This is a genomic window from Candidatus Devosia phytovorans, from assembly GCA_029202405.1.
GTDB lineage: Bacteria > Pseudomonadota > Alphaproteobacteria > Rhizobiales > Devosiaceae > Devosia > Devosia phytovorans.
This window is the reverse complement of record CP119312.1, coordinates 3,558,360-3,570,450: the sequence shown is the minus strand read 5'-3', so window position 1 is coordinate 3,570,450 and position 12,091 is coordinate 3,558,360. Positions and strand designations below refer to the sequence as shown.

13 protein-coding genes are annotated in these 12,091 nt (G+C 63.0%); 4 read left to right on the top strand and 9 right to left on the bottom strand.

Translation table 11 applies throughout. The annotated features are described in order from the left end of the window. Positions 1 to 39: 39 nt before the first annotated feature. The 4 genes from P0Y65_17390 to P0Y65_17375 form a co-directional block, all read right to left on the bottom strand. The gene (locus tag P0Y65_17390) at positions 40 to 723 is read right to left on the bottom strand and encodes a L,D-transpeptidase (protein ID WEK03943.1); all 684 of its coding nucleotides are present in this window, start codon (positions 721 to 723) and stop codon (positions 40 to 42) included. 59 nt (positions 724 to 782) lie between these two features. After that, positions 783 to 1,121 (bottom strand): hypothetical protein, encoded by a 339-nt coding sequence (locus P0Y65_17385; GenBank protein WEK03942.1) that lies wholly within the window; start codon positions 1,119 to 1,121, stop codon positions 783 to 785. Between the two features lie 64 nt (positions 1,122 to 1,185). Next, positions 1,186 to 1,911: a SprT family zinc-dependent metalloprotease gene (locus P0Y65_17380; GenBank protein WEK03941.1), complete on the bottom strand. Its 726-nt coding sequence runs from the start codon at positions 1,909 to 1,911 to the stop codon at positions 1,186 to 1,188. Positions 1,912 to 2,031: 120 nt separating this feature from the next. Continuing rightward, positions 2,032 to 2,508: a DUF2852 domain-containing protein gene (locus P0Y65_17375; protein ID WEK03940.1), complete on the bottom strand. Its 477-nt coding sequence runs from the start codon at positions 2,506 to 2,508 to the stop codon at positions 2,032 to 2,034. Between the two features lie 145 nt (positions 2,509 to 2,653). Here P0Y65_17375 and P0Y65_17370 point away from each other — a divergent pair, with 145 nt between their 5' ends. Both P0Y65_17370 and P0Y65_17365 read left to right on the top strand, forming a co-directional pair. Beyond that, positions 2,654 to 3,979 (top strand): ActS/PrrB/RegB family redox-sensitive histidine kinase, encoded by a 1,326-nt coding sequence (locus P0Y65_17370; protein WEK03939.1) that lies wholly within the window; start codon positions 2,654 to 2,656, stop codon positions 3,977 to 3,979. Between the two features lie 97 nt (positions 3,980 to 4,076). Further along, positions 4,077 to 4,628, top strand: a complete 552-nt coding sequence (locus P0Y65_17365) for an ActR/PrrA/RegA family redox response regulator transcription factor (protein ID WEK03938.1) — start codon at positions 4,077 to 4,079, stop codon at positions 4,626 to 4,628. Between the two features lie 15 nt (positions 4,629 to 4,643). Here P0Y65_17365 and P0Y65_17360 read toward each other — a convergent pair whose 3' ends face one another. The 4 genes from P0Y65_17360 to P0Y65_17345 all read right to left on the bottom strand — a co-directional run bounded on the left by P0Y65_17360 (position 4,644) and on the right by P0Y65_17345 (position 10,200). Beyond that, the gene (locus tag P0Y65_17360; protein ID WEK03937.1) at positions 4,644 to 5,027 is read right to left on the bottom strand and encodes a hypothetical protein; all 384 of its coding nucleotides are present in this window, start codon (positions 5,025 to 5,027) and stop codon (positions 4,644 to 4,646) included. Between the two features lie 109 nt (positions 5,028 to 5,136). Continuing rightward, a complete protein-coding gene (locus P0Y65_17355) occupies positions 5,137 to 6,327 on the bottom strand; it encodes an RNA methyltransferase (GenBank protein ID WEK03936.1) in 1,191 nt (396 codons plus the stop codon). Positions 6,328 to 6,446: 119 nt separating this feature from the next. Beyond that, a complete protein-coding gene (locus P0Y65_17350) occupies positions 6,447 to 9,365 on the bottom strand; it encodes an FAD-binding and (Fe-S)-binding domain-containing protein (GenBank protein ID WEK03935.1) in 2,919 nt (972 codons plus the stop codon). Positions 9,366 to 9,468: 103 nt separating this feature from the next. Next, complete coding sequence (locus P0Y65_17345) at positions 9,469 to 10,200, bottom strand: PadR family transcriptional regulator (GenBank protein WEK03934.1); 732 nt, start codon at positions 10,198 to 10,200, stop codon at positions 9,469 to 9,471. Between the two features lie 180 nt (positions 10,201 to 10,380). Between P0Y65_17345 and P0Y65_17340 the strand changes: the two genes are divergently transcribed. After that, positions 10,381 to 10,518 carry a hypothetical protein gene (locus tag P0Y65_17340; protein WEK03933.1) on the top strand — a complete coding sequence of 46 codons (138 nt, stop codon included), beginning with the start codon at positions 10,381 to 10,383 and terminating at the stop codon, positions 10,516 to 10,518. Between the two features lie 58 nt (positions 10,519 to 10,576). On the opposite strand, the gene P0Y65_17335 is transcribed toward P0Y65_17340, so the two are convergent. Beyond that, the gene (locus P0Y65_17335; GenBank protein ID WEK03932.1) at positions 10,577 to 11,563 is read right to left on the bottom strand and encodes a complex I NDUFA9 subunit family protein; all 987 of its coding nucleotides are present in this window, start codon (positions 11,561 to 11,563) and stop codon (positions 10,577 to 10,579) included. 147 nt (positions 11,564 to 11,710) lie between these two features. Between P0Y65_17335 and P0Y65_17330 the strand changes: the two genes are divergently transcribed. Next, a complete protein-coding gene (locus P0Y65_17330; GenBank protein WEK03931.1) occupies positions 11,711 to 12,073 on the top strand; it encodes a GFA family protein in 363 nt (120 codons plus the stop codon). Positions 12,074 to 12,091: the final 18 nt, after the last annotated feature.

Sequence of the window (12,091 nt, the reverse complement as noted above, 5' to 3'; positions counted from 1 at the left end):
AGAAAACAAAAAGGCCGCTCCTTCGAGCGGCCTTTTTTCTTAGATCACCAGGATCGGTGCGCCGGGTGTCACCCGGTCATAGAGATCCATCACGTCCTGGAACAGCAGCCGCACGCAGCCGCTCGAGACCGCCTTGCCGATTGTGGAAGGGTCCATCGTGCCATGCACGCGATAGATCGTGTCGCGATTGCCCTGGTGGATATAGAGCGCGCGGGCGCCCAGCGCATTGAGCAGGCCGGGCGGCTGGCCGTGGCGATACATTTCCAACTCGGGCTGGCGATCGACCATTTCGCCCGGCGGCGTCCACACCGGCCACTTGCGCTTGTAGGCAATATGGCCTTCCCCGCTCCATTCGAACCCGGCGCGGCCGAGGCCCACGCCATAGCGCATGGCCCGCCCGTTCGGCATGGTCCAGTAGAGGAAGTAGTTCCCGGTATCGACCACGACGCGCCCTTCCGGCTGGCCGGTGGTATTCTCCACCTCCTGCCGCCAATAGAGCGGATCGACCATGGAAATGTCGGCGGCCGGCACAGGATATTCTTCCTCCGGCCGCGCGGCATACATCATCGCCACATCAGGTGGCACGGCATGACGCACCGGGCCGGTCGGTACGGTTTGGGTAGGGGTCGTCGTGGCGCAACCGGCGAGGGCCAGGGCGCTCACGCTGGCAAGACCAGCCAGCATGGTACGGCGCGACAGGGTCGCGCGAGCAAGAGTAGACATGAAAACATCCTTGGCCCAGCGGGCCGCAAGCAGGGTGACGAGAGGATTACAAGAAGTCGTCAAGCATGCTTGGGCGGGCGCAGCACTCTGATGCTGGACCATACCGGCGCCGCATCGTCGACGCTCATGATCACGCCAGCCGCCGGTGGACAGACCGCCAATTGGTCCACGCTCACCGGAATCCCGTGATGCGCGCCACAGGGCATGGAAATGCCCGAGCCCAGGTCGATGTCGCCCCGCTGGACCTCCACAACCACTGGAATTGACTGGTTATTCTGGTCCACCAGGTTCAGCACCACGATGGGTGTACTGACATAGCGATGCGCATGCGCCACCGACGGCCCCGCCACGGCGGCGAAGGCAAAGATCATGACGATAAGGGTGATCAGGCGGCGCATGACACAGGTCATACGCCAGCCATTGCGGCAAGATATAGGCAAATCATTGTGTTGTGGCTGAGGCTTAGGCCATCAACTGCCGACCGTGTGCTTTTAGCCACGCCCGACCCTTCTCCATGTCCGGCAGGGTCTTCTTCACCTGCGCCCAGAAAGCGGCCGAATGATTCATCTCGACAAGATGGGCAACCTCATGGGCGGCCACATAATCCAGCACGAAAGGCGGGGCGAGGATCAGCCGCCAGTTGTAATTGATATTGCCTGTCGACGAGCACGAACCCCAGCGGCTCTTCTGCTCGCGCATGCGGATCGCCTTGATCGAAACGCCAAGCCGCTCAGCATGATAGGCGCTCTGGATCTCAAGATCGGCCAGCGCCTCGTCCTTGAGCCAATCCGTCAGTCGCCGCGCCTGATGCGCCGCATCTCCCGGCACCAGCAGCACCTTTTCGCCATCCAGCTCGGCCACTTCCACCCGCCCGCGAACGCGGCCAGTGGCAATGATCCGATGGTCGACGCCTCGCAGCGGCACCAGCGTACCCTCGGCAAAACTGGTCGCTTCCGGCACCCGTTTTATGCGCGCTGCCAGCCAGTTATGGTGACGATGCAGAAACGCTTCCGCCTCGGCCCACTTGCCATGCGGCGGCAGCGTCAGCACCGGCCCGCTGCTCGGCAGCGACAGGCGGTAGCTCTTGGAACGCGCATTGACCTTGACCGCAATGGCGACCGCCACGCCGTCGATTTCCATCGTCGTGCTGGCAGGGATTTTCGGCTTGGCGCGGAAAAACAGGTTCATTGGGCCCCGGATTTGAGTCGAAACATCATACCATGACGCCCAACAAAAAAGACGCCCCTTGCGGGGCGCCAGTTCGGTCGTTGGGATGGACCGACTTCAGGAGGACTTGGACGGTAGGGCTTAGGTATTGTTGCCCCAGCCGTCATTGTTGGATTCGCTCGGCTTGACGTCGCCATAGCCCTGGCGGCTGCCGCGGCGCTCGTTCATGAAGCGATCGAATTCTTCGCGATCCTTGGCCTTGTTGAGGTTGGTCATATATTCGTGGAAGGCGTCGATTTCGGCGTCGAGCCGCGCGCGCTCTTCGTCGAGGCGCTTGAGCTGTTCGGCGCGATAGTCGTCAAAGGCTGCATTGCCGCTCGAGTTCATGCCATGGCTCCTCTGGTTGTTCCAGTTGCGATAGTGGCCCTTGTTGGAGCTGCACCAGCTCTTGCCCTTGTTCCAATAGGCCTGCGCCTTTTCCGGCGAGCCGCCGAATTTCTCGCCCCACAGGATGTAGCCGAGAACAAGCAGGCCCAGCGGCCAGAAGGCGATGAAGCCCAGAACCATGAGGGCGATGGTCAGCGGGGACCATTGAGGTTTGATGATTGCTGTGGTCATTTCGATTTCACTTTCCCAGTCACGATGATCAATACGTGGCCCGCCCTGGGGTAGGATCAATGCTGTGCCTATGGTTTTTTGATCTTGAAATGCAGTTTTTGCCTCACTATGGCGGAGCGCCTATTTGCCCCGGAAGGGCCCTTACATGACCATGACACAGGCCGATGGCCTGCCCTTGCCCTCCACCTGGCGGCCGTTGCGCCTGCAGACACTGGTTCTCTTGCGCTGGCTCGCCGTCAGCGGCCAGGCCATCGGCGTGCTCTTTGTCGCTTTCGGCCTCGGCTTTCCCGTGCCGCTGGTGCAGTGCTTTGCGCTGATCGGCCTCTCGGCCGGTGTCAATCTCTGGCTGGTCTTCCACCTCGGTGACAGCCACCAACCCACCTCACGCGCCGCCGCCAGCCAGATCGTCTTCGACCTGCTGCAACTGGCGGGCCTATTGGCGCTGACCGGCGGGCTGCACAATCCCTTCTCGCTGCTGCTGCTGGCCCCAGTCTCCGTCTCGGCCTCCACCCTGCCGCAGCGCGTCACCATTGCCTTGGCGGCGCTGGCCGTGGTGCTCGCCTCGATCCTTTCGGTCTGGCACCTGCCTTTACCCTGGGAGCCGACCGAGCGCATCGTCTTCAACCGCATCTATGTCATCGGCATCTGGGTCTCGATCATCTGCGGCGTGGTTTTCATTTCCGCCTATACGATGCGTGTCGCCCACGACGCCCGCCAGATTGCCGACGCCCTGGCCGCCACCGAACTCGCACTGTCCCGCATGGAGCGCCTGTCCGCCCTTGACGGCCTCGCCGCTGCTGCCGCCCATGAACTGGGCACGCCGCTATCCACCATTGCCTTGGCCGCCAAGGAAATGCGCGCCGACGCCGAGCCCGGCAGCGACCTCGCAGACGACGTGGAACTGATCATCGCCCAGGCCGCGCGCTGCCGCGCCATTCTTGCCAAGCTGCGCAATCTGGGCAGCGAGGGCGACGATCCCTTTGCTGCCGTGCCGCTCACCGACCTGTTGGCCGAAGTCGCCCGTCCGCACGAGGGGCGCGGCAAGGCCATCCTGTTCTATTACGAAAAATCCTCCGGCCCGCCGCCGGTCTTCCCGCGCGGCGTTGGCCTGCTCTATGGTCTGGGCAATCTGATCGAAAACGCCAGTGATTTCGCCCGTACCACCGTGCGCATCGAAGCCGCCTGGGATCATGATGCCGTCTCGGTTTCCATCACCGACGACGGCCCCGGCTTTGCCCTCGAATTGATCGCGCGCCTGGGTGAGCCCTATCTGACCAGCCGTCCCCGCGATCCGCATGGCCCCGACGCCAACAAGCCCGGAGGCCTGGGCCTGGGCGTCTTCATCGCCAAGACACTGCTGGAACGCACCGGCGGCCGCCTCGCTTTCGAAAACATCGCCCCCGATGGTCATGCCCGCGCCCGCATCGTCTGGCCGCGCAAGGCCATCGAGGCAGAAAATCCAGCGGTCTGAATTACCTGGTTTTTCGGGATAAGCCCTAGGGAAAATACGGTAGCCGAAAGGGCTGCGATCTTTTGACCTTTCCGCGGCAAAGCCTTATGGAAAGGCCATGAGCACGATCGAAGACCTCCTGGCCACTGACCCCAGCCTGCTGCTCGTCGATGACGACGCAGCTTTTCTTCAGCGCCTCGAGCGCGCCATGGCGCGTCGTGGTTTTGATGTCCGCATAGCCGGCTCCGTTGCCGAAGGTCTTGCGGCCGTTGCAGAAAAACCCCCGGCCTATGCCGTGGTGGATCTCCGCCTCGAAGATGGAAATGGCCTGGAAGTCGTGTCGGCGCTGCACACCAAGCGCCCCGATGCCCGCGCCGTCGTGCTGACCGGCTATGGCAATATCGCCACCGCGGTTACGGCGGTAAAGCTTGGCGCCACCGATTATCTCAGCAAGCCGGCCGATGCCGATGACGTGATCAACGCCCTTCTCGCCACCGGCGAGGAAAAGCCCGAGCCACCGGAAAACCCGATGTCGGCCGATCGCGTTCGCTGGGAGCATATCCAGCGGGTATATGAGCTTTGCGACCGCAACGTTTCCGAAACGGCCCGCCGCCTCAATATGCATCGGCGCACGCTGCAGCGAATTCTCGCCAAGCGCGCGCCGAGGTAGTTCGGCTAGATTCTCTTAAACGCGGTTATAGGTCAGCGTCTGGCAGAGGATGGCAGCGCGGCAGCCCTGGATGTCGATCGTGTCCGGACCGGTCATGGTCACGGTCGCCTCGGCACTGATGCCACCGGCTTCCAGCGCACCCTTCCACTCATTTTCGGCAACCTGCTCGGCCTGCATCACCTGCTTGCCGACGAAGGCCAGGTTTTCCTCGGTGGCGGATTCACCTTCAAGATTGGTCAGCACGCCGCACAGCGCCGTACCGTCACCGCACAGCGAGAACTGGAAAGACGTGCCGTAGCTGTCAACGAAGGTGCCGTTTGGTTCACCCGTCGCAGCAAAGGCCGGAATGACGGCTGCGGCACAGAAGGCGCCGATGGCAATGATCTTATTCATACGCATGGTTTGTCTCCACGCGACAACACCCGCCCCAGGCAGTCGCTTGTCTGTTGATTGATGTAGCGGAAACGCCTCAAGTCCCTGCTGGTTGCGTTTCCGTCGCCAATCGTGATTAGCGCGAGAATGTGGCAGCAATTTCGATATGGGTCGACTGCGTGAACTGGTCCACGGCCACCAGGTCGCTCATCGAATAGCCGCCTGAAATCAGGATCTTGGCATCCCGCGCAAAGGTGCGCGCGTCACAGGCCACCATGATCACTTTTTTCACCTTCGACTTGGCCAGTTCGCGCACCTGCGCCTCGGCACCCGCCCGTGGCGGATCAAGCACAACCGCTTCATAGGGCAATTCGAACTGGGTCAGCGGATCGCGGAACAGGTCGCGCGCCTTGGCCGTCACCTCGCGAATACCCTTGGTAAAGCGGCGCGCCTTGTCCAGCGCCGCAATGCCGGCCTTGTCACTGTCAAAGGCAAAGACCGGCCGCTGCTCGGCCAGCCTCAGGGCAAAAGGCCCCACGCCACAGAACAGGTCCGCCACGCTCTTGGCCTTGCCCACGGCATTGACCACGTAATCGGCCAGCACGGCTTCGGCCTCACCCGTCGCCTGCAGGAAGCTGCCCATCGGGATTTCCACCCGCGCCTTGCCCATTTCGACAATCGGCGGCTGCGCCTGCAGCACCATTTCGCCATTCATCGACAGTCGCGCCAGCTTGAACCGGCCGACCAGTGGCGACACGCGATCATGCCGCGCCTGCTTCTTTTCCGTGCGGATCACCACATCCAGCCCGCTTAGCGTTGCGGTGAGGCTCACATCCGACTCGCCGACTGCCTGCATCACTGCCCGGGCAATGTCTGGCGCCCTGGCCAGGGCCGGCGAGAGAATCGGGCAGGCGTCGAGGTCATGCACCTCATGGCTCCGCAGCCGCATATAGCCCGCGCCTTCCTTGCGCGCATGCAGCGTCGCCCGCCGCCGGCCCTGACCGGCAGCATCGATGAAGCGGCCAACCTTGGCCTCGATCCCGGCAAACTGCAGCGGCGTCTCGATCAGCCCGATCTTGAACGCCTCGTAGCTCGCCCGGTCCATATGCTGCAGCTGACAGCCACCACAGGCGCCGAAATGCTTGCAGAAGGCCTCCACCCGGTTGTCGGCGGGTGTGATGACGCCCAGCAGCGTGCCGCGCTCGCCATCGGCCTCGATCTCCACCGTCTCGCCCGGCAGGGTCAGCGGCACGAAGATTTTCTGGCCGTCGATTTCAGTGACACCCTCGCCCTTGTGGCCGAGAGTGGAAATGGTGGTGGTGATCATGGTCGTCCGGGGCTTGCTGAAGCCTCCCCTAGCGCGTTTCCGCGCAAAGGTCACGCCAGAGCGTTTTCAGCAAAAGCGGCGATCACTTTTGCGGTTCGAAATCGCGACCAACAAAAGCTCTATCGGCTCGCCCATTCCAGAAGGCTCGCCAGTCCCACGAAGGGCACGCCAGCATGTTCGCTGAGCCCCGAGGCGCAGGTGCTGACCGTCGAAACACCCAAGGTGCAGCCCGCCGGAATGTCCTGTCTGGCGAACCGCGTCGCATGGGCATTGAGTTCGGGAAAGAACATGCCCTTGTCGCCGGCATAGCCGCAGCAGGTCACCGATTTCAGCACCGCAACCTGATCAGCACAGGCCGCCGCCAGCCTTTCCGTCATCGCCTGCTCACCCAACCTCTGCGCTGAGCAATTGTGATGCACCGCCACCGAACCGAGCTTTTGCGTGATCGTCAGCCTGGGCAGCACATGGCTGAGCAGGAACTGGCTCGAATCCACCACTGGCGCGTCGCCGGGAAATTCCTTGAGGTGCTTGGCGCAGGTCGAGGCATCGGTGACCACGCTCAACCGCCCGGCATCAGACTGCATGGACAGTTCTCGCCTGAGCGCGCCACCGACTTCGGCTGCCTGACCGGGAAAACCCTTGGACTGGAACGGCTGGCCGCAACACTGCCCGTTGAGATGCTCGGGAATGACCACATCATAGCCCGCCCGCTCCAGCAGCCTGACCATGGCATCGGGCGTCGACAGCAGATCATGCTCGGTTTTTGGGGCCCCAAACATCCGGCTGGGGCAGGCCGGGAAATAGACCACTTCCGGCCGTCCCGTCTGCGCGATCGGCACCGGGAAACCGCTGCTGCGCGGGTCCTGCCGATTGTCCCTTGCCTTGGGCGCACCCGGCCCATGCCGCAATGCCCGCGATACCCGTGGCACGCGCTCGCCCGTCAGCCGCCGCGCCGTATCGGTAAGAACCTCGACGGCTCCCGCCGGAACCACCTTGCGTGCCGCATCGGCCAGTCCCACGCCGCCCCGCATCAGATTTTCCACGGTACCGCGATGGTCTGCCGCGAAGCCCGCCACAGATCGCGCCGTGGACCCACGCCGCTGCGCCCGCTGGCCCATGATCATCGTGCCGGTCTCGATCCCCACCGGACAGCGGATCGAGCAGAGGTTGCAGGCCGCACAGGTGTCGAGACCAGGATATTGGAAATCGGCATCGAGCCGCTCGAGCAGCGCGGGGTCCTCGCCCGAGGCGCGCAGGCGTTCCCGCTCGCGCGTCACGGCAATACGCTGTCGTGGCGACAGCGTCATCTGGTGGCTGGGGCAGGCCGGTTCGCAAAAGCCGCATTCGATGCAGAGGTCGACCAGCTCGTCGGCCGGCGGCATGACCTTGAGGTTCTTGATATGCACCTTGTCATCGGCATTGAGCAGCACGCCCGGATTGAGCAGGCCCTCGGGGTCGAAGAGGTCTTTAATGCGCCGCATCAGCCCATAGGCCTTGGCGCCCCATTCCGCCTCGACAAAGGGCGCGATGGCCCGGCCTGTGCCATGCTCGGCCTTGAGCGAGCCGCCATATTGCACCGACACCAGGTCGCTCAGTGCCTTGGAGAACAGGTCGAACCGCTCCGCGGAACCCGGTAGGGCGAAATCATCGCTCATCTGGAAGTGCAGGTTTCCCGCCAGCGCGTGTCCAAAGATGATGGCGTCCTCATAGCCGTGATTGTCGAGCAGGGCCCGCATGTCGAGCACGAATTCGGCCAGTCGCTCGATCGGCGCCGCCACGTCCTCGGTCATCATCGCCGTGCCCTTGGGCCGCGCTGCCCCGCCCGAGGCAAAGAACCCCTTGCGGATATCCCACAGCGCGTGGCTGCGCGCCTCGTCGGTGGAAAAGTCCACATGCGTCGCGCCGTGCCGCTTCAGCAGCTCTTCGGTCTTGGCTACTTCCAAATCCAGCACTGCCATGTCAGGTGCCGTCACGTCGATCAGCACGGCTGGTGATGTTTCGGTCAGCCAGGGCAGCAGGGGCGCCATCGGCGCCAGATGCTCCACCGTCTCCAGCGCCCGCCGCTCGATATATTCGGCAGCGGTGATCCCGGTCGTCACCTGCAACCCGCCATTGGCCATTTCGATGATTGCCCGGCCGGCAGTCGACGGATCGGGGAAGGGCACGAGTGCCGTCGCCTTGAACGGGTGTTCGGGCACCGTGTTGTAGGTAACTTCTGAAACGAAGCCGAGCGTCCCCTCTGAGCCCACCATCAGGTGGATCAGGATGTCGAGCGGGTCGTGGTAGTCGACCAGCGCATTGAGCGAATAGCCGACCGTATTCTTGATCCGGTATTTCCTGCGGATCAGTGCCACCAGCTCACCGTCAGCCATTACCTCATGATGCAGCTGATGCAGGCCGTCGAGCACCGCCGCGTGGCTCAGCCGGAAGGCATCGCGGCTCGCGGCATCACCGCTATCGAGCATGGTGCCGTCAGTCAGCACAATGCGGAGGCGCGCCATGGTGTGATAGGTGTTCTGCGCCACCCCGCAGCACATGCCCGATGAATTGTTGTTGACCACGCCGCCGATCTTGCAGGTGGCCTGGCTCGCCGGATCCGGTCCGATCTTCCTGTCGTGCTTTTTCAGCGCCGCATTGGCCTGCGCTACGATCACCGCAGGGCCCAGCGTGATCTGCTCGGCGCCAGGATGGATGTCGAGCTTGCGCCAGCCATCGCCCAGCACCGCCAGTACGCCGTCAGTGACAGCCTGACCGGACAGTGATGTTCCGGCCGCCCGAAACGTGATCGGCAGACCCTCGGCTCGCGCGGCACTCATCACCGCACGAACCTCGTCCTCGCTGTTGATGAAGACGACTACCGCCGGGATCAACCGGTAGGAACTGGCGTCGCCGCTCCAGGCATAGGTCATCAGCGGATCGGTATGGACCCGGCCCCTGACCTTGCCCTTGAGGCGCGCCGCCACGCGCTCCCCGGCCGCCTGCCGATCAGGCCTCGGATTGTGGGTGGAATGGGGGATGGTGTCTGGAGCTTGCTGCATGATCCAGACACTAACATGTTAGTAAGCAGGTCGGAAGGCCGCACGCCATTGCCATTCCGCATTGTGGAATGCGCGAGCTGCCTTCCGGCCATTCAGATGTCGATCAGATATCGACGTCGTCGTCGCCCAGCGCCTCGATTTCGGCGGCAGCGCGCTTGAGGATGTCAGCCGCATGGCGCTGCTGCTCTTCCGTCCCGCGGCGGGCCTTCTTGATCGCTGCCTTGAGGTCACGCCGGGCATCATTGAGCTCCGGAACCACGTCCTTGAGGTCGCGGTCGGCATCCGCACCTGGGCCCCAGCCGGGGCCATGTCCGCGATGCGGTGGGCGATTGCCGAAGTCAGGGCCCTCCTCGCGATTGAACGGCCAGTCTGCCTTGGCGAATTCGCGGAAGCGGTTCATCTGCTCGCCGGCCTTGGCCAGAAAATTCAGCGTCGACTCGATCGCCTCGCGATTGTCGGCGAGATGACTGCGGCCCTCGTCGGTAATCGTATAGAGCTTCTTGTTGCCATCAGCCTGTGATGTCACATAGCCGGCCTCTTCAAGGAAGGTCAGGGCCGGATAGACGATGCCGGGGCTCGGCGTATAGAAGCCGCCCGATTTTTCCTCGATCGCCTTGATCAGGTCATAGCCATGCCGGGGCTGCTGCTCGATCAGGTAGAGCGCCACAAGGCGCAGGTCGCCCGAGGCCAGCATGCGGCCGATGCGGAAATTGCCGCCCATATTGCCCCAGCCTTCGCCGCTTTCGATGCCCTGGGCAAAACGCCCCCAGCCCCGTCGCGCCATGGCCTCCATGCGCCGCCAATTGGGTTCGCCTTCTCTCCAGTTATTTCCCATGATGGGTCTCCGATATATCTTACGTTGCACTGAGACAGAAGATCGGCGCCCAGGTCGGGATTTTCAAGATATATCTTACGATTGTTTTTGCTGAGATGCGCAACGCGGGAAAGCCGCTTGCGCAGCCCATCCGCCGGGCGCATGATCCCCAAAGGTCCATTCCATCCTGAGGAGGAGATGATGACCGAACCAAAAACCACGATCAAAACGCCGCCAAAAGCGGCAAAGCCCGCACGATCCAAAGGACCGGTCGGCCTTCTGCTCTATGGCGCGCTGACCATTCTGGGTGGTCTCGCGCTGGTGCTGGTCGCTGAATAGCCGAAGCATTTCCAGGAAAAGTGGCTACCGGTTTTCGGTCCGGAAACGCGCCTGAAAACTAGAGGATCGGCGCCGGGGCGTTGTCGCGGTCATACTGACCATATTTGCGGAAGCGATACATATAGGTCGGCAGAATCGTATCCATGCTGGTCGGCGTGATGCCGAGACCGGCAAAGGTCCGCTTGTCCTTGATCGCGGCCTCGCTCACCACATTGTCCTTCCCCAGCAATTCCACCTGGTCCGCAGTGATCAGCGGCCGGAACGGCAGGAAGGAGAAGGGCAGGGCGATCAGCTTGGCAATGCCCGCCGGCAGCGGCAGCACCGGGCGCTTGCGCGCCGCTTCGCGCTGTACCCGAGCCAGCAGGTCCTTGTGCGTTTCGACCTGCGGTCCGCCCAATTCATAGATCTTGCCAGCCTTGGCCTTGCCATCGGCCGCCAGCGCAAAAGCTTCCGCCACGTCGCCGACATAGGCCGGCTGGAAACGCGAAGCGCCCCCGATCAGCGGCAGCACAGGGAAGAACCGCGCCAGCGTACCGAGGAGATTGAAGAAGCCATCGCCCATGCCGAAAAGGATCGACGGGCGCATGATCACCGCCTGCGGGAACGCCTCGAGCACCGCCGCCTCGCCATCGAACTTGCTCTTGGCGTATTCGCTGACCTCGGCGGCGCTATCGACGCCCAGCGCCGACATATGCACCAGCGTGGCCACGCCTGCGGCCTTGGCGGCGCTAGCGACATTGCGCGCGCCATCGACATGCACGGCCTCGAAGCTCTGCATGCCGCTCGAATAGCCGACGCCGACCAGGTTGATCACGATATCGGCGCCGCGCACCGCATGCTGCACCGAAGCAAGATTGCGCACATTGGCCTGAATCGGCTGTACCTGCCCGACGCTGCCGAACATCTTGACCGGACCGGCCAGGTTTGGGCGGCGCGTCGCCACGCGGATGCGATAGCCCCGCTTGGCCAGCGCCTCGACGACCTGGGTTCCCACAAATCCCGCGCCACCGAAAATGGTGACGATCTTGGGCTGGTTGCGGTCCATCTTGGGCTCCGGAAATATTGGGTCTCAACGCCCCGCTTCTATCCCATGCCCGCCGCGCCTGTCCATGCCCGCCAGCCGGAATCGGCTTGACTCTTGGTCACAAGTGTTCTTGTTTCGTTCCAGTAATTTGCAACGGAGTTCACGAAAATGTCCGAGAGCAGGACCTACCACGGCCAGTGTCATTGCGGCGCCGTGCAATATGACGTCACCACCGCGCTTGATGGCATGGGCACCTGCAATTGCTCACGCTGCCGCCGTCTCGGCTGGGTGCTGCAATCCGCTCCGGCCAGCGATTTCACCCTGCTGAGCGGGGAGGATCACTTGACCACCTACCGCTTCAACACCGAAAACATCGAGCATCTCTTCTGCAAGACCTGCGGCATCGAGTCCTTCGCCCGCGGCTCTGACGGCAAGGGCAATGCCATGGTGATGATCAACGTCAACTGTCTCGAGCCGCCCGTATCGGTCGACCACGCCGCGATCAAGCACTGGGACGGCGCCAACTGGTAGGCCCCTGTTGGGAAAGTC